Annotated in this window: 15 protein-coding genes; 6 read left to right on the top strand and 9 right to left on the bottom strand. The window is 67.9% G+C overall.

The window, feature by feature from the left end; translation table 11 throughout:
- The first annotated feature begins 113 nt into the window (after nt 1-113).
- Nucleotides 114-968: a tetratricopeptide repeat protein gene (locus tag HNV26_RS28400; protein WP_253817139.1), complete on the top strand. Its 855-nt coding sequence runs from the start codon at nt 114-116 to the stop codon at nt 966-968.
- On the top strand, nt 965-3,100 hold the full coding sequence (locus HNV26_RS28395) for a putative metal-binding motif-containing protein (protein ID WP_171443954.1): 2,136 nt from the start codon (nt 965-967) through the stop codon (nt 3,098-3,100). The genes HNV26_RS28400 and HNV26_RS28395 overlap by 4 nt, the downstream gene beginning before the upstream one ends.
- Before the next feature lie 51 nt (nt 3,101-3,151).
- On the opposite strand, the gene HNV26_RS28390 is transcribed toward HNV26_RS28395, so the two are convergent.
- Nucleotides 3,152-5,275, bottom strand: coding sequence for a protein kinase domain-containing protein (locus HNV26_RS28390; RefSeq protein ID WP_171443955.1), 2,124 nt, complete (start codon nt 5,273-5,275; stop codon nt 3,152-3,154).
- Nucleotides 5,276-5,403: 128 nt separating this feature from the next.
- Between HNV26_RS28390 and HNV26_RS28385 the strand changes: the two genes are divergently transcribed.
- Entirely contained in the window at nt 5,404-6,546 is a 1,143-nt protein-coding gene (locus HNV26_RS28385; RefSeq protein WP_171443956.1) for a serine/threonine-protein kinase, read from the top strand.
- On the top strand, nt 6,543-7,493 hold the full coding sequence (locus HNV26_RS28380) for an RluA family pseudouridine synthase (RefSeq protein WP_171443957.1): 951 nt from the start codon (nt 6,543-6,545) through the stop codon (nt 7,491-7,493). The genes HNV26_RS28385 and HNV26_RS28380 overlap by 4 nt, the downstream gene beginning before the upstream one ends.
- A 10-nt stretch (nt 7,494-7,503) precedes the next feature.
- Here HNV26_RS28380 and HNV26_RS28375 read toward each other — a convergent pair whose 3' ends face one another.
- The gene (locus HNV26_RS28375; protein WP_090489325.1) at nt 7,504-7,917 is read right to left on the bottom strand and encodes a secondary thiamine-phosphate synthase enzyme YjbQ; all 414 of its coding nucleotides are present in this window, start codon (nt 7,915-7,917) and stop codon (nt 7,504-7,506) included.
- A 48-nt stretch (nt 7,918-7,965) separates the two neighbouring features.
- Here HNV26_RS28375 and dinB point away from each other — a divergent pair, with 48 nt between their 5' ends.
- Nucleotides 7,966-9,174 carry a DNA polymerase IV gene (gene dinB / locus HNV26_RS28370; RefSeq protein WP_171443958.1) on the top strand — a complete coding sequence of 403 codons (1,209 nt, stop codon included), beginning with the start codon at nt 7,966-7,968 and terminating at the stop codon, nt 9,172-9,174.
- Nucleotides 9,175-9,305: 131 nt separating this feature from the next.
- On the opposite strand, the gene pcnB is transcribed toward dinB, so the two are convergent.
- The 7 genes from pcnB to HNV26_RS28335 form a co-directional block, all read right to left on the bottom strand.
- The gene (gene pcnB / locus HNV26_RS28365) at nt 9,306-11,009 is read right to left on the bottom strand and encodes a polynucleotide adenylyltransferase PcnB (RefSeq protein WP_171443959.1); all 1,704 of its coding nucleotides are present in this window, start codon (nt 11,007-11,009) and stop codon (nt 9,306-9,308) included.
- Nucleotides 11,010-11,413: 404 nt separating this feature from the next.
- Nucleotides 11,414-12,454 carry a phosphatase domain-containing protein gene (locus tag HNV26_RS28360; RefSeq protein WP_011552614.1) on the bottom strand — a complete coding sequence of 347 codons (1,041 nt, stop codon included), beginning with the start codon at nt 12,452-12,454 and terminating at the stop codon, nt 11,414-11,416.
- Nucleotides 12,451-13,488: a phosphate acyltransferase PlsX gene (plsX, locus tag HNV26_RS28355; protein WP_090489927.1), complete on the bottom strand. Its 1,038-nt coding sequence runs from the start codon at nt 13,486-13,488 to the stop codon at nt 12,451-12,453. The genes HNV26_RS28360 and plsX overlap by 4 nt, the downstream gene beginning before the upstream one ends.
- A gap of 10 nt (nt 13,489-13,498) precedes the next feature.
- Nucleotides 13,499-14,785, bottom strand: a complete 1,287-nt coding sequence (locus HNV26_RS28350; protein ID WP_171443960.1) for an MFS transporter — start codon at nt 14,783-14,785, stop codon at nt 13,499-13,501.
- Nucleotides 14,786-14,878: 93 nt separating this feature from the next.
- Entirely contained in the window at nt 14,879-16,903 is a 2,025-nt protein-coding gene (gltC, locus tag HNV26_RS28345; protein WP_436410068.1) for an adventurous gliding motility protein GltC, read from the bottom strand.
- On the bottom strand, nt 16,900-17,670 hold the full coding sequence (locus HNV26_RS28340; RefSeq protein ID WP_171443961.1) for an outer membrane beta-barrel domain-containing protein: 771 nt from the start codon (nt 17,668-17,670) through the stop codon (nt 16,900-16,902). Before HNV26_RS28340 ends, gltC begins: the two co-directional genes overlap by 4 nt.
- The gene (locus tag HNV26_RS28335; protein ID WP_090489337.1) at nt 17,667-18,494 is read right to left on the bottom strand and encodes an outer membrane beta-barrel domain-containing protein; all 828 of its coding nucleotides are present in this window, start codon (nt 18,492-18,494) and stop codon (nt 17,667-17,669) included. Before HNV26_RS28335 ends, HNV26_RS28340 begins: the two co-directional genes overlap by 4 nt.
- Before the next feature lie 276 nt (nt 18,495-18,770).
- Between HNV26_RS28335 and cglC the strand changes: the two genes are divergently transcribed.
- On the top strand, nt 18,771-19,283 hold the full coding sequence (gene cglC, locus HNV26_RS28330) for an adventurous gliding motility lipoprotein CglC (protein WP_253817142.1): 513 nt from the start codon (nt 18,771-18,773) through the stop codon (nt 19,281-19,283).
- The last annotated feature ends 212 nt before the right edge of the window (nt 19,284-19,495 follow it).

Here is a 19,495-nt window from a genome sequence, read left to right as displayed (position 1 = left end):
GCATGGCCTGGCGATGCTTGCGCTGTTGGGCAAGCCTCGCGGGAACTGCGCGGGCACTGCATTTTGAACGCCCTTTCTTAGACAATCGAACGAGCGTGGTAGCCTTTCCATTCATGGAAAGCTTTACTCTCAAGAAAGCACCGCTCCAGGTATGGGTGCTGAGCTACACGCTTCTGCTACCGGGATTGGCGCTCGGGCAAACCGTGGCCGCCAAGGCCGCGCAATCCAGCGCTCGCGACTCCTCGTTTCGCGCACGCCTGAAGGCAGCAGCGCAGCTATATGAGGAACTCGAGTACGAGCAGGCGCTGAAGACGCTCACCCAGGCCAAGGCACTGGCCACGACGGACGACGAACGGGCAGACGCCGCGATGTACGAGGCCATCGTCCTCGCCGATCTCGGCAGACGCTCACAGTCCCTCCGCGCATTCCGCGAAGCCCTGTCACTTCAACCAGACTCCCAGCTTCCCGTCAGGGTCTCTCCCAAGGTGGCTCGGGACTTCGAGGACGTACGCAAGAAGCTCCAGAGCGAACGCGTGGCTTCGGCCCCCGTCGAGCCACCGCCCGCACCTTCGCAGGATCGCCCCGTCCTCGAACCCGAGGGAACTGCGTCGGCCGTCGCTGCACCATCACCTGCTGCGCCAACCCCATCACTCCTGACCAGCGTCGAGCCCGAACTCCTGGCACATGCGCCAACGGGCCTCCGCATCCGTCCCCTCCCCGTGGCCTTGCTTGGCGCAGGGGTGCTCGCGGGTGGCATCGGGAGCTACCTCGGCCTGCGCTCCCGAAGCGACATCCAGAGCGCGCGAGACACCTTCAGCGTCGATGAGCAGATGGGACATCTGGACGCGGCGCGAGGAAAGGCGCTCGGCGCCAACATCTTGTTCGGTGTCGCGGCGACAGCGGCGGCGGGAGCGGTCATCACCTACTTCCTGGGAAACGAAGCCACGGCGCAGCGGGAGGCGCGATGAACCGCATTTTTCTGGCGTGCCTTGTTCTCCTGTCCGGCATGGCCTGCACCGTGCCCAGCCTCGACGAACTCCACCCATGTGACATCAATGACCTCATGGGCGACTCCGTCGATGCATTCCTGGGTGACAGGCCGACGTGCAGAGCCCTCAAAGTGTCGATCGACTACTCGGGGTTCCTTCCTGGCTGCGTGCTCGTCAGTGCCCGGGACGAAGCCAGTGGGAAAGCGTCCACCGCCGAGATTGCCGGCAAGGGCGGCCGCTCAGGAGGGTCCCTCCTCGTCAGTGTATTTGCGCCGAGCAGTTGGGGCGACTCCATCCAAGTGGAGGCACGTGCATATGAGCAGAACTGCGAAGCGACACCCGTGATGACGCGTTCGATACGCGTGAGCCCCACAACGGGGAAGGTCGAGACAGTGACGCTGTCGCTCCAAGCAACGGACGCGGACGGCGATGGGTACGTTTCCCTACTCACGGGCGGAACAGACTGCAACGACAACAACGCGAGCATCCACCCGGGTGCAACCGAGCTTTGCAACGACATCGACGACAACTGCAACGGACAGTCGGACACGGTCGATCTGCGCCTGGGCCAGGACTGCTCTGAGGCAGAGGGGTGCGAAGGCGTTCGGGCGTGCGGCGAAAATGGTGCCGTCATCTGCAACATGCCGCTGGCCGTGTATGCCTACCCGGACGCGGACCAGGACGGACACGGCGACCGGAACGCCGCTCCCGTCGCCTTCTGCGCCGGTATCCCGCAGGGCTATGTCGTGAGCCCGGCGGACGACTGCAACGACAACATCGCCAGCATCCGGCCAGGAGCGATGGAGCTCTGCAACGGCGTCGACGACAACTGCAACGACCAGATTGACGAGACCTTCCCCGACCTCGGCACGGCGTGCACCGCGACCGCCCAGTGCGCCGGTGTCTACGTCTGCGACGCCTCCGGCATCGCCACCATCTGCCAGGCCACGACGACGCCCAACGACTGGTACCTGGATGGAGACGGAGATGGCTTTGGTGTTGGCACGGCAGTGTCGTCCTGCATCCCGCCTGGCACGGACTACGTCACCACCGGTGGCGACTGCAACGATGGCAACCCGTTCACCTACCCTGGCGCGCCGGAGCTGTGCGACGCCCTGGACAACAACTGTGACGGGAATCCCGAAGGCCCCGAGGTGTGCCCGAGCGGTGGTGCCAGTTGGGCAGCCCGGACCGTGGGTGCGAGCGACCAGGAGTGGCGCTCCATCTTCACCGAGGTCCCCGGCGATGTGACTGTCTCAGGGAACCAGGGAGGGACCGCGATACTCACGCCGCCCTCATCCACGTTCCAGACCAACGCGACCAACTGCGGCGACAACAACAGGAGCTGGAACGCAGTCTGGACGGACATGACCAACCAGGGCCGCCTCTACCTCGGCTCGTCGGGAGGAAGCCTTACCTTCCTGGACAGGAGTCAGAATGCCTGCATCCAGACGCATGACATGGCCCGATGGATCCGAGGGCTCGTCGGCTTCCGCCGCGAAGGGGCCCTCGAGATTCATGGGGTCACTGAGAACTCCGGTTCAGCGAACTATGGCCTGACTTTCACGTGGACCGGAGAAACCGGGCCGAGTGAGCTGAAATTCGGAACCACCACTGTCGGGCCACTCTTCGACCTCCACGGGCGTTCCCGGTCATTGCTGTTCGCGGTCGGCGGCTTCGATAGCGGGTCCAGCAGACCTCGAATCTACCGTTTCAACACCAACACCAGTCAGTGGCAGTCGGAGCAGGTGGAGACCGCGATCTCAGGCTTGGGCCGCCTCCGTGGAGTCTGGGTGGTGAACGACAGTGTCGCCTTCGCAGTGGGTGACAGCCTGACCGGCCAGAACTCTGTCCTCCGCTGGGACGGCAACACGTGGAGCAGGATGCCCTTCCCCAACACGAACAACGAGACACTGACCTCCGTCGTCGCATTCGGTGCGCAGTCGGTCTACGTCACCTCCTACAACGGACGCATCTACCGATACGACGGCACGGGATGGCAGATCGTCTTCGAGAACACGAACCTCCGGTTCAACGACATCGCAGGCACGAGTCCCGCAGACCTCTGGGTCGCGGGAAACAACGGCCAGATTCTCCACTGGCCTCAATAGCAAGCATCACCACCGAGGCCACGTATCAGGTGGCCTCGGTGCGAGCACGGCTCACTCCGCTTCGAGATTGAGCTTGAACACAGTGGCATGGCCCGCCTTCACATCAACGGTCCGGGTCACGTCCTTGCCCAGTTCCTTGTTGACGAGCCGGACGGTGTGTCGCCCCTCGGGCACCTCAACCGCGGCGAACGGCGTCTGCCCCAGGACCTTCCCGTCCAACGACACCACGGCATACGGACGGATGCGGAACTCCAGGCGCCCCTTTGCAACAGCCGCCACCTTCTGTGTCGGCGCCCTTTCACGAGCCCGCGATGGATTCGGCACTGGCTCCCCAGACGCCTTCGCGGGCTCACGCTTCGCCACGACAGCGCTCCCCTCCTTCGCAGCCGCTCCGCCGTTCTCAGACGGAGCATCCTTCACAGTGGGAGGCCCTGCTTCGGGCGTGGTGGCATCCCGCTCGACGCTCGGCTCCTGCGGCACCACGGGGACGTCCGCCGAAACCTGCGGTTTCGCCTGTGCCCTGTCACTCGAATCCTGAGCACTCGCCTTCACGTCCACGGCTGGTTTCGCCTGCGGCACGTTTCTGTCGCCTTGGCTCGGAGCAACAGGCTCGCTCGGCAACTGCGTGAGCGGCGGCGGATTCACACGAACGGGCGAAACCTCTGAATCATCACCCCGCATCACTGTGACAGCGCCGCCCACCAACAGCGCCACCACGCCCCCGACGATGACGGCAATCCGCCCTCCTGGCCGCCCTGCCGGCACCGTCGCGACATACTCCGTGCTCCGCGTATGCACGGCGTCGTCCGCATCCTCGGAAGTCGTAGGCGCCGGTGAAGCCCCTCCTGGCGGCGGCGAAGCAGCCGCCATGGCCACCGCGTCTTCGTCACGCGCCTGCGGCGCCTGTACCTTCGCCCCCAAGGCCCGGGACTGTGCCCTGGGCCGGGACGCTCCACGCGCTGACGCATCCGCCCGAAGCGCGGGTGTCTTCACGACCACCGCGTACGACTGAAGCGTGTCCTGCTGCGGGGAGGAGCGCGGCTCCAACGCCTGCACCACGCCACCGATGGCAATCGGCATGGGCGTCGTCGGCGACGTCGAATCCGCCGGCACCTCCACGGGCGCAACGAGCGACCGGGGCATCGGCGTCGTCGGCGAGGTCGAATCCACCGCGGGCGACACCATGGACGCGCTCCGGGCATTCGCCTGCGACGCCACCGCACCCTTGCTGCCCCCCTGCGACGGCGTCGTCGCCGGGGCCGCGGCCACCTCCGGCACCCACTGCGCGATGCGCTGGGCAATCTGATACGCGCCCACCGGCTCGCCCGTCGACAACACGAACCGCTCCAGGTCGTCCTGCAACGCCCGACAGTCCGCGTACCGCCGCTCCCGGTCCTTCGCCAGCGCCTTGTCCAGCACCTGCTGCAACGCCAGCGGCACATCCGGCCGCCGCGCCGACACCGGGATGAACGACTCGAACAGAATCGCCTGCATCACGCTCACGTCCGTCGTCGCATCGAACGGCCGCTTCCCCGTGAGCAGTTCGTACAGCACCACCCCGAGCGCGTAGACATCCACCCGCCGGTCCATGGCCTTTGCCTGGAGCTGCTCGGGCGGCATGTACGCCACCTTGCCCTTCACCACGCCCGTCAGCGTCCGGTGCCCCTGCCCCGCCACCTTCGCGATGCCAAAGTCCACCACCTTCACCGCGCCCTGCCGCGACACCAGGATGTTGTCCGGGCTCACGTCGCGGTGAATCAAGCCCAGCGGCTCGCCCGTCTCCACGTCACGAAACTCGTGCGCGTACGCCAGCCCCTCCGCCGCGGCCGCCACCACCTTCGCGCAGAAAGCAGGGGGCAGCGCTTCCTCCGCGGCCCGCTTCACCAGCTTGCGCAGGTTCGGGCCGTCAATGAACTCCATGGCCAGGAAGAAGCTGCCCTCGGCCTCACCGAAGTCGAAAATCTGCACGATGTTCGGGTGCTCGAGCTGCGCCGCCAGCCGCGCCTCGCCCAGGAACATCTCGACAAAGGCCGCGTCCTCCGCCAGGTGCGGAAGGATGCGCTTGAGCACGAGCGTCTTCTCGAAGCCGCGTGGCCCCGCGGCCTTCGCCAGGAAGACCTCCGCCATGCCGCCTGACGCAAGCTTTCGCACCAGCTGGTACTTCCCGATTTGCATTGACTCGGGTTCTCCCAGGTTTGTCGGAAAAGTAAAACCACTTGCCGCCAGTTCTGCCGTGCGCCGAGCAATCAGGCGTTGTCAGCGTTGACCCTGACGTGACGTGGTCCGTAGGATTTCGACATCCCATGCCCCTGAAGGTCATCGGTCCCTACCGCGTTCTGGAGACGCTTGGCAGTGGCGGGGCAGGAACCGTTTATCGGGCCCTGGACCGCCGCACCACCGACGAGGTCGCGCTGAAGCTGCTCTCAGCCGGCCCCGCGCGGGATGCTCGTGCCGCGCGCAGACTCGCCCGCGAGTTCGACACACTCGTGGACCTGTCTCACCCCAATGTCGTGAAGGTGTTCGAGTCCGGCGTGCACCAGGGAGTGCCGTACCTGGCCATGGAGCTCATCGAGGGACTCACCCTCCGCCACTACCTCGACCTGAGCAGCGGCGACCGGCAAACCCCTCCAGGCAGCCACACGCCGCGCAGCCCCTTGTCCGTCCTCCGGACCGCGGACGACGACTTCGGCCCCTTGAGCCGGAGCTTCTCCGATTCGATGGATGACTCGGACGACAGCCCGCATGACGGCACCTTCGGCCTGGAGGCCTTCGCGGAAGAGGCACCCAGCGAGGACCTGGAGAGCTTCGCCTCCAGCGCCAACCCGTACGTGGGCATCGGCTCGGATGACTCGCTGGAGGGCTTCGACCTGCCGCCCCCCATGCCGCGCCCCCCGGAGCCCGAGGAGGAGCCGGGACGGGTGGTCCGCGAAGAGGACCTCAACCGGCCCGAACGCATGGGGCGTCTCAAGGACGCCATGCTCCAGATTTGCGAGGCCCTGGCCTACATCCATGGCCACGGCCTCGTTCACCGCGACCTCAAGCCGTCCAACATCATGGTGGACGACGACCGGCAGGTGCGGCTGATGGACTTCGGGCTCGCCAAGTTCCTGGCGGACGACGCGGCCATCACCGAGGCCGGCAAGCTGGTGGGCACCTACCGGTACATGGCGCCGGAGCAGATTCTGGGCGAGCCCCTGGATGGACGCGCCGACCTGTACAGCCTGGGGGTCATCCTCTATGAGCTGCTCAGCGGGCGGCCCCCCTTCGACGCGAAGACGCCGCACGAGCTCTGGCGCCAGGTGCTGGAGACGGAGCCGCCCCCGGTGTTGGCGCTGAACCTTCACGGGGACCCGCAGCTCGCGCGCGTCGCCCACCGCCTCATCCGCAAGGAGCCGGACGACCGGTTCCAGACGGCCGAGGAAGTCTACGAGGCCCTGTCCGAGTGAATCCCTCCAAGCTGCACACCCTCACCGTGGACGCCGACAAGGCGGGCCAGCGGGTGGACCTCTTCATTGGTGAAGCGCTGGGCCTGTCTCGCGCGCGCCTCAAGCGCCTCTTCGAGGCGGGCGCGGTGAAGGTGAATGGCCGCCCCGCGAAGAAGGGCCTCACGCTCACCGCCGGGCAGCACATCGCCGTCGAGGTGGAAGAAGAGTCCCGCGAGGCCGTGCCCGACGCGGACTTCCCGCTCACCGTACTGCACGAGGACGACTCGCTGGTGTTCGTGGACAAGCCCGCGGGCCGGCCGTCCCACCCCCTGCAGTCCGGGGAGACGGGCACGGTGGCCAACGCGCTGGTGGCCCGCTATCCCGAATGCGCGCAGGCCTCGGTGGACCCGCGCGAGGGCGGCCTGTGCCACCGGCTGGACGTGGAGACCTCTGGCGTCGTCGTGGCCGCGCGGACGCGGGACGCGTGGAACGCCGTGCGCGAGGCCTTTGGCAGCCGCGCCGTGGACAAGCGCTACCTGGCGCTGGTGACAGGGCCACTGACGGATGAGGGCGACATCGACCTGCCCCTGCGTCACCACCCCCGGCATCCGGACCGCGTGGAGCCCGCGCCCTACGGGGCCGAGGACGCCCGGGACGCGGTGTCGAAGTTCACCGTGCTGTCGCGCTCGGGTGAGTTCAGCGTGGTGGAGGTGCAGATTCTCACCGGCGTGCTGCACCAGGTGCGCGCGCACCTCGCGGGCATTGGCGCCCCCATCGTCGGCGACAGCCTCTACGGCGGACGCGAGGCCCCGGAGCTGGGCCGCTTCTTCCTGCACGCCCGGTCCCTGGGCCTGACGCATCCGCGGACGCGGCGGAACATGACGGTCCACAGCCCCCTGCCCCCGGAGCTGCGCGCGGAGCTGGAGCGGCGCGGCCTGCCGCTGCCCCGCGGCGAGCAGCGGGACTGAGGGCTTTCCACTATTCGCCCATCACCTTGACGATGACGCGCTTTCGGCGCTGGCCATCGAACTCGGCGTAGAACACCTGCTGCCAGGGCCCCAGGTCCAGCTTCCCACCCGTGACGGGGATGATGACCTGGTGGTGGACCAGCAGCGACTTGAGATGGGCGTCGCCGTTGTCCTCGCCCGTGCGGTGGTGGCGGTAGTCGGGACCGGCGGGCGCCAGGTGCTGGAGCCACTCCCAGATGTCTTCATGGAGACCGGGCTCGTCGTCATTGACGAAGACGCCCGCGGTGATGTGCATGGCGGAGACGAGGACCATTCCCTCCTGGATGCCACTCTTGCGCACCAGGGCCGTCACGGTGTCGGTGAGACGGACCAGCTCCCGCCGCTGCGGGGTTTCGAACCACAGGTACTCCGTCAGGCTCTTCATATCCGTATCCGCCAGGCGTCAGAGTGTCCCGTTAGAGTGACTCACACCATGCGAGCCATCATCCACGTGGACATGGATGCCTTCTATGCGTCCGTGGAGCAGCGGGACAACCCGGCCCTGCGGGGCAAGCCGCTCATCGTGGGCGGGCATGCCCAACGCGGTGTCGTGGTCGCCGCCTCCTACGAGGTGCGCCCCTTCGGAGTGCGCAGCGCCATGCCCATGGCCCGCGCGACGAAGGCCGCGCCCCATGCGCTCGTCGTGAAGCCCCGCTTCGCCGCGTATGCCGAGGCCAGCGAGCAGGTGTTCGCCATCTTCGAACGCTACACGCCGCTCATCGAGCCGCTGTCGCTCGACGAGGCCTTCCTGGACGTGACGGCGTCGGTGGGCCTCTTCGGCACGCCCGCGGACATCGCCCGGCGCATCCGCAAGGAGATTGCCGACGAGTTGAACCTCCCCGCCTCCGCGGGCGTGGCCACCGCGAAGTTCGTGGCGAAGATTGCCTCCGACCTCGCCAAGCCCAATGGCCAGCGGGAGGTGCGCGCCGAGGAGACGGTGGCCTTCCTCGCGGGCCTGCCGGTGTCGCGCCTGTGGGGCGTGGGACCGAAGACGGAGGAGGCACTCCGGCTCGCCGGGCTGAAGACGATTGGCGACGTGGCGGCCCGGGACTTGGACTGGCTGGAAGACAGGCTGGGCTCCAGCGGACGGCACCTGTGGGAGCTGTCCCAGGGCATCGACACGCGCGAGGTGGTGCCCGACCGGGCCGCCAAGAGCGTGGGCGCGGAGGACACCTTCGACGAAGACCTCGTGGGGGTGGACGCGCTCAAGCCGCACGTCCACGCCCAGGCCCTGCGCGTGGCCCGGCGGCTGCGGCGGGCGGCGCTGAAGGGCCGCGTGGTGCAGCTCAAATTGAAGTTCGCGGACTTCACGCTCATCACCCGGCGCACCACGCTGCGCGAGGCGACGGATGACGGGCAGACGCTCTACCGCGCGGCGCTGGAGCTGCTGGACAGGTCGCACCAGGGCAAGCCGCTGCGGCTCACCGGCGTCAGCGTGCAGTTGGACGAGGAGCCGCCCCAGTTGGGCCTCTTCCCCGCCGCCGCGCCGCGCACCGCGAAGCTGAACGCGGCGCTGGACAAGATTGCCGAGCGGTTTGGCAGCAAGGCCATCACCACCGCGGACATCGCCGGCAGCGAGGCCACCGACAGCGCCGAACACCGCTCCGAGCGCCCCGTGGACAGGGGCGGGCCCAAGAACTGAGGGCCCGGTCCGGGGAGGGCCTCACGCCTGTTCGCGGAGCGGCCCACACCTCACGGTAGGGACTTCGACGCGGGCAGCGCCCGACCCGCAGGACGAGCCGGTGCCCCACACATCACGGACGCGACCTTGGGTCAGGCGTCGCCCGACTCGGAGGATGAACCGGCGCTCTCACCGGACGAGCCGTTCGCCGAGGGACGGCGGCGACGGCGGCGGCGACGGCGCTTGCGCTGGCCTCCCGCGTCGGACTCATCACCCTCCGCGGCGGCGGCACGCGGCTGCGGCACCTCTCCGGCCTTCCACGCCTCCAACTGCTCGCGATTCTCGCCCGTGGCCTCCACCGTCATCTCGAACACGGTGAGGGCCTCGCTGAAGAGCGGGTGCCGCTTGAAGGCGGCGCTGCGGCGACGGCGCTCACCAGACAGGGTGCGCTGGGCCAGCAGCAGCATGCGGCAGCGCTCGGCGATGCGGCGCGGCAGACGCGCGGACTGGACGAAGCCCGCGAGCAGGTCTTCCACCACCTGCGACACGGACGGGCGGCCCTCCTGCGACTCCTCGGGCCCCGTCGAGCGGCTGATGGGAATCAGCAACATCGCCAGGAGGATGGCGTCGTCCAGCGCCTCGCCCGCGGACACGCGCCGGTCCAGCGACTCCGCGAAGGCGTAGAACGTCTTCTCCCCTTCCTTGCCGTGCTGCTTGAGGTACGCGTTGACGGGCGGCAGGAGGATTTTGAGCGCGTCCAGCGCGTCCAGCAGCTTCAGCGCCGGCGCGGACACACCGCCACGGATGAGGCGGAACGTCTCCTCCAGCAGGCGCGCGGGCGCGCAGCGGGGCAGGTCCTCCACCGCGCCTTCCATGGCCGCGTACGTCCGCGACTCGATGTCCAGGCCCAGCTTCGCCGCGAAGCGCACCGCGCGCAGGATGCGCACCGGGTCCTCGCGCATGCGCACTTCCGGGTCGCCAATGGTGCGGATGAAGCGCTCATCCAGGTCACGGCGGCCCCGGACGTAATCGATGACCCGCCCTTCGGCCACGTCGTAGAATAGGCCGTTGATGGTGAAGTCACGGCGGCGCGCGTCCTGCTGCGCGGTGCCGAAGACGTTGTCGTGGGTGATGAGCAGGTCCTCACCATCCCCCTCATCGTCACCGCCGTGGGCCGCGTGCTCCAGCTCCGTCGGATTCGCACGGAAGGTGGAGACCTCGATGATCTTCCCGCCTTTGAAGTAGACGTGCGCCAGCCGGAAGCGCCGGCCAATCAGGCGGCAGTTGCGGAAGATGCCGCGCACCTCGTTCGGCGTCGCGCTGGTCGCGATGTCGAAGTCCTTCGGCTTGCGCCCCAGCAGCAGGTCACGCACGCAGCCGCCCACCATGTACGCCTGGTGGCCGTGCTGATGCAGGCGGAGCACCACCTTGAGGGCGTCCGGGTCCAGCTCATCGGGGTCGATTTCCGCCGGCTCGCCGCTGGGCCGGACATGGGGCGCGTGCAGCGCGCGCTCATCGGGCGTCGGCTCCGGTTCGGGCTCCAGGACGATGGGGACTTCCTCGACGTCCTCGCCCCGGGCCTCGGCGGCGTCCTCGGCCTCGGCGGCGGCCAGCGCGGCCTCGGCGCCCAGGACGGCATCGTCCAGGCCCGACTCGGCCGGGTCTACCTCGTCGTCATCTTCCTCGTCGTCCTCGTCCTCGTCCTCGGCATCCGCGTAGGCGGGGGCCGGAGGCGGCTCGGCGGGGGGGGCGACTTGTATCGAGGGGATTTCAGTGGGGGCCTGCTCGTCGGCGGCCACGGGCTTGGCGGCGCTGTCCTCTTCAGGGTGCGCCGACAGCTCCAGTTGGGAGTTCATGGGAACCTCTTGTTCGCCGCGCTCGGAAGTCCCTGCCGCCTCAAAAGAGGCAACCTCGCGCGCGTCATTCTCGGGCGCAGGTGGCAGCAGACCGCGGGCAGGCGGCGTCTCAGTCAAATCTCGTGTCATCAGCCAGGGACACCCCATCGGGGCGCTTGTAGGCCTGCCGTCTATACCGCATCCTCCGGGTAGGGAGTAGCGATGGACGACATTGTTGTCGGATGTCACCGGGCAACGGGCTCCCCCGCCCGCTTTCCTGCTCCCAACCAGGGGACAGGGCACGCGCGAAGCGTGGGGGCCGCGGGCCTGTGTCCTGTATCAACACAGCGTCCGCCGGAAACGTTCTGGGGCCGGCCCACGAGGGGAACGCAGGCCCACCCGAGGGGCGGCCGAGCGGCCTGCCCCTACTGCGGCTTGGTGCGCCCCTTGTGGTTCCGGGGCAGCGCGTGGTGGATGAGGGAGACGTAGTCCACCGCCTGCACCGGAGGGGGGGGCGGCGGCGTGCCCAGCGCGGCCAGGCGCTTGCTGAAGGCGGCCAGGATGTCCGGCATGGGCCGCATCGCCGCGAGCAGCTTGTTGGGCCCCTCCAGCGCCTGGGACAGCGCCACCGCCGCCTGCTGGAGCGGCAGCCCGCGCCGCAGCAGGTCCTGGAACGAGTTGGACAGGGTGATGATGTTGTGGCCCGCCGTCTGCACCATCTCCACCGCGATTTTCAGCACCTGCGGCGCCGTCAGGTGGCCGTCCGCCAGCAGCACGAGCGCGGCCTGGAAGTAGTTGAAGATGGGCACCACGCGCGGTCCGTAGGGCGTGAAGTGCGCGGGGGGCGTCAGCCTGTCCAGGTGGATGAAGATGCGGCGCACCGGGTCGCCCACCGGAATCTTCTTCCACGCCTCGCGCACCCGCAGCGCGTCGTCCGGGTACACCCCGCCCGCCTCCAGCACCTGCGACAGCACGCGCTCGTCCACGCGGCCCGCCACCAGGTCCGCGAAGAGCGAATAGATGAACGCGTCCGCCTCCGCGTCGTCACCGAAGAGGACCTCCTCCGCCTCCACCGGCGCGTGCACCCGGCTCTCCAGAATCGCGGGCAGCTTGTAGCCCACCTGCCCGCGCAGGGCCCGGAAGCGGCCGCGCAGCAGGTTGCCCACGTTGTCCTTGAGGACGAACTCGTCCCAGCGCACGCCGTCCAGCTTGAGCTTCTCCTCCAGCACGGCCCGCATCTGCTTCGGGCTGCCGGAGACGATGCACAGCCGCGAGTCCCCGTTCTCCGACAGCTCGCGGATGAGCGCGCTGGCGCCCGGCACGGCCACCTTCTGGTGGGCCTTCTGGAACGCCGTCCGCACCAGGTCACGGAGCGAGTCGAACTCCGTCTGGAGGTAAGTCTTGTCCAAGTCCCAGCGGTAGATGCGCCGGGGCGGACGCGGGTCGATGCGGTCCGGCAAGCTCACTTCTTCAGGCCTTCCCGGATGGCGGCGCCCAGGTTGTTCGACACCACCTTCGCCGCGACCTTCCCCGCGTTGGCGATGGCTCGCGACTTCGAACGCCCGTGTGCCTTGATGAAGATTTTATCGAACCCCAGGATGGGGGCCCCGCCGTACTGGTTCCAGTCGGTGATGTCCTTGATGCGCTGGATGCCGCTGGACAGCATCGCGAGCCCCGCGCGCCACCGCAGGCTCTCCTTGTAGGCGTACTGGGCCAGCTCCACCACCGTGTCGTGGACGCCCTCCAGCATCTTCAGGCAGACGTTGCCCACGAAGCCGTCGGTGACGATGACATCCGCGGTGCCCTTCGGAATGTCGATGCCCTCTACGTTGCCGATGAAGTGGATGTCCTTCATCTCCGACAGGCGGGCATGGGCCTCCACCACGCGGGGCGGGCCCTTCTGCGGCTCGATGCCGTTGGACAGGAGCGCCACCTTGGGGCGCTCGTTCTGGGAGATGATGCGCGCGTAGGCGGAGCCCATCACCGCGAACGTCACCAGGTCATCCGCGGTGGCCTCCACCGTGGCGCCCACGTCGAGGATGAGGGAGAACGGGTCCCCCTTCGCGCCGCGCACCGAGCGCGTCGGGTACACCGTGGCCAGCGCCGCGCGCCGCACGCCGGGGATGAGCTGGAAGTGCCGGGCACACGCCAGCACGCCCGCGCCCGTGTTGCCCGCGGACACCAGCGCCTGCGCCTCGCCCTCCGCCACCAGCCGCGCGGCCACCGCCACGGACGCGTTCGGCTTGCGCGCCAGCGCCTCGCCGGGCTTCTCGTCCATGCCGATGAAGTCCGCCGCGTGCTGCACGGAGATGCGCTCGCCGTTGTGCTTCGTCTCCGCCAGCGCGTCGTCGATGAGGGTGCGGTCCCCCACCAGGAGCGTGTGGATATGGGGGGACTCGAGCGACAGCATCGCCGCTCCCCGGACCACCTCGGCCGGGCCGTGGTCCGTTCCCATGACATCGAAGGCAATCGTCACTGGCTGCGGCTGCGTCCCCACCATGTCCTCCATCTTAGGACCTTTGCTCGGCCCCCGCGCCTGCCATTCTCGCCTGGGCCACCAGGGACAATCCCAGGAGCCCCGCCATCGCCACCATGCCCGCCGCCGTCCCGTACGGGGCCGCGGGCCCCAGCCGGGTGAAGAGCCAGCCACCCAGCGCCGGCCCCAGAATCCGCCCCAGCGAGCCGAAGGCCTGGTACGCCCCCAGCACCGCCCCCAGCCGCTCCGGCGGAGCATGCAGAGATACCAGGGCGGACAGACACGGTGTCACCAACGCCGACCCCACCGCCAACAACCCCATCACCGGGAACAGCCACGCATAATCCGGCGCGACGGGCAACAGGGCCAGCCCCGCCGCCGTCAGTCCGAAGCCCACCGTGGCCAGCAGCGCCTCGCGCCCCGGCGCGCTCCCGGGCCCTCCTGTCAGCCGGCGCACCAGCCCGCCCTGCACCGCCGCGGAAACCACCCCAATCGCCGCGAAGAGCCAACCGGAGCGCAGGCTGGCCTCGCGCAGCACGTCCAGGTCCGTCACCGCCGCCCGGAGGAACAGCCCGCCTTCCTGGAGCGGCACCGGCCCGGACGACAGGAAGCGCGTCAGCAGGTAGACGGAGAAGGTGCCTTCCATCTGCGCGAAGGCGGTGGTGAACACCAGCATCAGCACCAGGCAGCGCCCCACCACGGGCAGGCTCATGGCCAGCGTGGCGCCCTTCAGCGTGCGCGCGTGCCCTTCCCCCGGGCGCCCCTCCACCCGCGTCTCCGGCAGGTAGAAGTACGTGCCCGTCAGGTTGATGGCCACCAGCCCCGCCGCGAACAGACCGATGGCGAGGTTGCCACCCCAGGCGCCCAGGAAGCCGCCCAGCGCCGGTCCCAGCACGAAGCCCAGCCCGAAGGCCGCGCCAATGACTCCCATACCCCGCGCCCTGTCCTTCGGCGTGGTGATGTCCGCCACCACGGCCTGTGCGGTGGAGATGTTGCCACCGGAGATGCCGTCGATGACACGCGCCAGGAAGAGCAGCGGTAGCGACTGCGCGAAGGCGAACAGTAGGTACGCCAGCAGCGAGCCCACCTGGCTCACCAGCAGCACCGGCCGGCGGCCGTACCGGTCGCTGAGCCGGCCCAGTATCGGAGCCGACACCAGTTGCATCAGCGAGTAGACGGAGATGAGGAGCCCCACCGTGAGAGGCGAGGCACCGAACCGCACGCCGTACACCCCCAACTGGGGAATCAGGATGCCGAACCCGATGAGGTCCAGCGCCACGATTCCGAAGACGACACGGAGTGACGCCGCCCGCCGCACCACCAGTTGCCCCTTTGCGAAAAAAGAAAACCGCCGGAGCGCGAAGATAGCGCCCCGGCGGCTCGAATGGGGGAGAAGTCCCGGGTCCGAAGGGCTTTACATCGCCTCGGCGGACTGGACGTTCCGGTTCGCGGTGTCGCGCTCGATGCAGCCCTTGGTCATCGTGTACTGGTAGGTGCCCAGCTCGTCACGCCAGTACTCGCCCTCGTACGGCCAGTAGAGCTGGTCGTCCTGCACGGCGACGGAGTACTTGTACTTCTTGACGATGGCCGTGCGGCCGCCCGCCTTGAGCTGCTCCTCCAGGAACTCCTTCTCCTTGGTGGTCGTCTCGAACTTGATGCGCAGGCCGTTGGCCAGGAGCTGCTTGAGCGCCACCAGCTCCGTCTCCAGCTTGCCCTTGGCCATGATGCCGGCCTTGGAGATGAGCGCCGTGCGCTGCACCTTGAGCCCCTCCAGCAGGGACTTGCTCAGCTCGGAGTACTTGAAGGTGTCCGCCCGGTTCGCGAAGGCGTCCATCTCCGCCTCCAGCTCGAGGATGGAGTCGTTCGTCTTGCGCAGGTCCTGGTCCGTCAGGGCCAGCCGGAGGATGCGCTCCAGGATGATGTCCGTCTCGTTCTTCTCCAGGCCGTCCTTGTTCTTCTTCTGCACGTCGGAGAGCACCGAGTAGTACTCGCTGGCCTCCATGTTCTTCTTCACCAGCGCCTCCAACTGGTCGTGCACGGGCAGGTAGGTGCGCTCGAAGTCCTGGAGGATGATGTTGGACTCCCGGTAGCGGCAGTTCTCGTAATAGATGACCGCCTTCAGGATGAGCGCCTCCGGGAAGTACTCCTCGCGGAAGAAGGGCGACGACAGGGTGATGAGGCTGCCCAGCGCCTGCTCGTACTGGCCCACGCGGTAGTTGGCCCAGCTGGACTCGAAGAGGGCCTCCAGCCACTGGGTGTTCCCGCGCTCCACCTTGCCCAGGTAGAAGAGCGCGAAGCGGTTCTGCTGCATGCCGTAGTGCGTACGGGCCAGCTGCATGAAGGCCAGCTCACGCAGCGACCTGTCCATCTTCGCCTGGTCCACCGTCTTGCCCGGCGCCGGACGCGTGAGGCGAACGACTTCCTTCATCGCCTCGATGGCGGCCAGCATCTCCCCGTTGGCGCGCTTGGCCGCCGCGTCCTTCTGACGGCTGCCGTTGCGGAAGGAGGACAGGCCCTCCAGGTACTTGGCGCGAGGGAAGAACGGGTCGGTGCGCGGAATGGTCAGCGCCAGCCGCTTCACCTCCGAGAAGCTCTTGTCGGCCTCCTCGGGCTGCCCCACCTGGTCCAGCGCGCGGCCACGCACGAAGTGGTAGCGCGCCAGCAGGTAGCGGAACTCGTTGCGGTACTTCTCAGGGAACTCCTGGTTCGCGTGACGGGCAATCTCGTCGAGGATGACCGTCTCGTTCTTCGTCTTGCGGCTGATGAAGAAGAGCCACTCCAGGCTCGTCTTGAAGAACTTGGTGGACGGGCCCAGGGAGAGGATCTTGGAGAACTCGCCCAGGGACGAGTGGTACATGCCCATGCGGTAGAGCGACTTGGCCAACACGTAGCGCGCCTCGGTGTGCAGGCCCGCCAGCTTCGGGTCCTCCAGCAGCTCGTGCGCCGCCATGGAGGCCTTCTCGTACTCGTCGTTCTTGAAGAGGCTGACGGCCACGTCCAGGCGCTGGCGGTCCGCCGTCTTGCCGGAGACGTCCACCGCGTCGAAGGACATGGTGGGCGCGGCCGGCTTGGGCGCCTCCTGCGTCAGGTCCAGGCCCATGCCCATGCCCCCGGTGTTCGCGGGAGGCGAAGCCGGGGTGGGCGCGGGCGTCGAAGGGGCCGCCGCGGGTGCCGTCTCCGCGGGAGACACGCTGGTGGGCGCCTCGCTGGAAGAAGCAGCGGCGGCATCGTCGTCCGCGTCATCGTCCTGCACCGGCGCGGGCTTCGTCTTGTCGGCGCGGCTCTTGCGGGTGGGCTTCTTCTTCTTGGGGGTGGTGCGCTTCTTCTTGGACTGGCCGGAGAGGTCCAGTCCCTCGAAGTTCTGCGCGTAGGAGGGAGCCGTCCACGCGAGCGACAGCCCGAGGACGGCGACACGGATGAGCCGGAAGGAGCGCATCATGACTCGGACCCGAAGAAGAAGGAGACACCCAGCTCGAACAGGAGCTGGTTGCGCAGGTAGTTGCCGGAGTCCGCGGTGCCCTTCTCCACGTAGATGAGGTCACGCAGCTCCGTGCGCAGCGTGATCCACCGGTTGAGGAAGAAGCGCGCGCCCACCCCCAGATTCGCGCCAGGCGTGAGGTAGTTCTGCGCCACCGTTCCCGGCGTTTCACCCGGGCCCCGATACTGCACCAGTGAGGCGCCCGCGATACCGTACAGGTCGAAGTGGACGAAGGCCTCCGCCAGCAGCGACACCTTGCCGTAGATGGGCGCCCACTGGACGTCCGCGCCACCCAGCAGCTTGATCTGCCCCGGCGCGTTGCCGTCCAACTCGTCGAGCGAGGGAGGCACACAGCCGCGCGTGGAGCCCTCGCCTCCGTCACCGAACGTGCACTTCTGCGCCGCGCCGGCCACCGTGTTGATGGCGTAGCCCACGCGCAGGCTGACGCCCAACGTCTCCATGGGGTGGTACGTCAGCGTGCCGCCGAAGATGTACTTGCTGTAGAACGCGTCGCGCAGCGACAGCGTCGCGGACGGGCTGAACTCGAAGCGGCCCTTCTTGAGGAAGACGTGGCCGGAGACCGGCCGGACGCGCTCGCGCAGGGGCCCGAGCCGGTCCTTGTCGACCTCCGACACGTCGCCGGCTTCCGCCTCTTCGGTGGTCTGGGCGAAGCCCAGCACGGGCGCCGTCAGACAGAGGGCGAGGAGCACACGAAAGAAGCGCTTCATTCCGAGTCCCTCCCCGTCGACTTGAACGGCAGGAACAGCGAGATGCCTGCGTTGAGCGTCATGACGTTCTGGATGGCGCCCTTGCTGCTACCCAGGGGCTGATCCACATAAGAGGTGTTGATGAGGGCCACGTTGACGGCGATGTAGTCCTGAGCCACGAAACGCATGCCCAGGCCCAGGTCAGCGGCCGGGTTGAGGCCTCGCCCCGGCAGCGCCGAGGTCTCCGTGTTCACCACGCCGGCGCCCGCCAGCAGGTAGCCGTCGAAGTGGAGGATGGAGTTGAGGAACGCCACCTTTCCGTAGATGGGGCTCCACTCCACGTCGCCCATCGCGGACCACTGGGGCACCGAGTAGTAGATCTTGCTGTTGAAGGTCCGCTTCGCGGTGCGCACGTCATCCGACGGCAACACCTGCATCAGCGAGGCCCGGGCGGAGATGGCCAGCGTGTCCGCCAGGTAATACGCGCCCCGGACCGACAACCCCACCTTCGAATAGAAGGGGTCGTTGACCGAGAAGCTCACCAGCGGCGTCAGCTCGAAGCGGCCCTTCTTGAGGTAGACCTTCCGCTGGACGCTCTTCACCCGGTCTTCCTGGGTGATGTCCGTCAGCGGCAACTGCGGATCCGCTTCCAATGGCTCGTCCGCGGGGCGGGACGCCGCGGCCGGTGTGGCCTCCTCCACCGGAGGAGGCGCGGGTGATTCTGCATCCTGCGATGACTCGGCCTGTGACTCGTCGGTGAGGTCGAGTCCCATGCCTTCCTGGCTCTGGGCGGATGCCAGTGCGGGCACCAGACACAGGGCGAGCAGCAACTTGGGGCGGTTCAAATCCGGAGGCTCCGTGAGGGAGGGGGGCGTAACTGCCACCGGGGGTTCAGCGCGACTCTCGGCTTCCACATCCTATCGGTCGTATTCCCAACCATCAACCGCGCTGAGCAAGCCCGGTTACCGCCTATCCCTCCGGTATTCCTTCACAATTCCACCCGCCGTACCGCCGTACGGGGACGTTGGTGTTCCAGGGGGCTGTGCTACCCTCCTGAGGCTCGCGGGCCCCGAGGTCCCGTGCCCCATCCCCCCTTTGTAGAGGTCAGAGGTCCCATGAAGATGTTCGTGCGAACCGCCCTCATGATGTCCGCCGCGCTCCTGTTGGGTGGCTGTGAGGTGGCCAGCGAGATTGGCAAGCCCTGCAGACTGGTGCGCAAGGCGACCCCCGAGGAGTCGGCGGCCAACAACAACTCCCCAACCATGCCCATCCTGGAGCGGGAGATCGCTAAGCAGCAGGACTTCATCTCGTTCGGATCCGTGAACTGCGAGGATCTGATCTGCGTTCGGGACCAGGACTACCCTCGGGCCCTCAATGAGGATGGATCGGTGAACGAGAATGCTCCGGCGATGGGCTACTGCAGCAAGCCCTGCGTCGAGGGCGCGTCTTCGTGCGACGTGACGGACACCGACGACGTCAATCCGGACCTGCCCGGCCGGATGTCGTGCCGCCCGATGCTGCTGGATCAGGACACGCTGGATGCACTCCGCTCCGCGGACGAGGCCTTCTACCGGCGGACGTTCGGCGAGAACAACTCGCCCTTCTTCTGCGCCGGCGCGCTCATCCCGGATTGACCCACCCGACACTTTTCGCGCGGAGGGGTAGACCTTTCCGCGCGACTGGTTCGTAAAGGGAGGGCCCGCGCTGTTTCCGCAAGGAGCCCTGCCTCATGAACCGTACGGTCGTCTTCCTCAGTCTGGCTGGCGGTCTCGCGCTCACCGCGTTGGTGCTGGGACTGCCCCAGATGGGCACCCCGCCCTCGCCGGGGCCGCTCGTCGTCGTCCCC

It is taken from the genome of Myxococcus xanthus, from assembly GCF_013116825.1.
In the GTDB taxonomy this organism is placed as follows: domain Bacteria; phylum Myxococcota; class Myxococcia; order Myxococcales; family Myxococcaceae; genus Myxococcus; species Myxococcus xanthus_B.
The sequence above is the reverse complement of the archived record's forward strand: the minus strand, read 5'-3'. Positions and strand labels throughout refer to the sequence as shown.

Excerpts from the sequence above, each read along its gene's own strand:
- HNV26_RS28400 (WP_253817139.1), top strand. The coding sequence starts at position 114 with ATGGAAAGCTTTACTCTCAAGAAAGCACCGCTCCAGGTATGGGTGCTG.
- HNV26_RS28395 (WP_171443954.1), top strand. The coding sequence starts at position 965 with ATGAACCGCATTTTTCTGGCGTGCCTTGTTCTCCTGTCCGGCATGGCC.
- HNV26_RS28390 (WP_171443955.1), bottom strand. The coding sequence starts at position 5,275 with ATGCAAATCGGGAAGTACCAGCTGGTGCGAAAGCTTGCGTCAGGCGGC.
- HNV26_RS28385 (WP_171443956.1), top strand. The coding sequence starts at position 5,404 with ATGCCCCTGAAGGTCATCGGTCCCTACCGCGTTCTGGAGACGCTTGGC.
- HNV26_RS28375 (WP_090489325.1), bottom strand. The coding sequence starts at position 7,917 with ATGAAGAGCCTGACGGAGTACCTGTGGTTCGAAACCCCGCAGCGGCGG.
- dinB (WP_171443958.1), top strand. The coding sequence starts at position 7,966 with ATGCGAGCCATCATCCACGTGGACATGGATGCCTTCTATGCGTCCGTG.
- pcnB (WP_171443959.1), bottom strand. The coding sequence starts at position 11,009 with ATGAACTCCCAACTGGAGCTGTCGGCGCACCCTGAAGAGGACAGCGCC.
- plsX (WP_090489927.1), bottom strand. The coding sequence starts at position 13,488 with ATGGTGGGGACGCAGCCGCAGCCAGTGACGATTGCCTTCGATGTCATG.
- gltC (WP_436410068.1), bottom strand. The coding sequence starts at position 16,903 with ATGATGCGCTCCTTCCGGCTCATCCGTGTCGCCGTCCTCGGGCTGTCG.
- HNV26_RS28340 (WP_171443961.1), bottom strand. The coding sequence starts at position 17,670 with ATGAAGCGCTTCTTTCGTGTGCTCCTCGCCCTCTGTCTGACGGCGCCC.
- cglC (WP_253817142.1), top strand. The coding sequence starts at position 18,771 with ATGTTCGTGCGAACCGCCCTCATGATGTCCGCCGCGCTCCTGTTGGGT.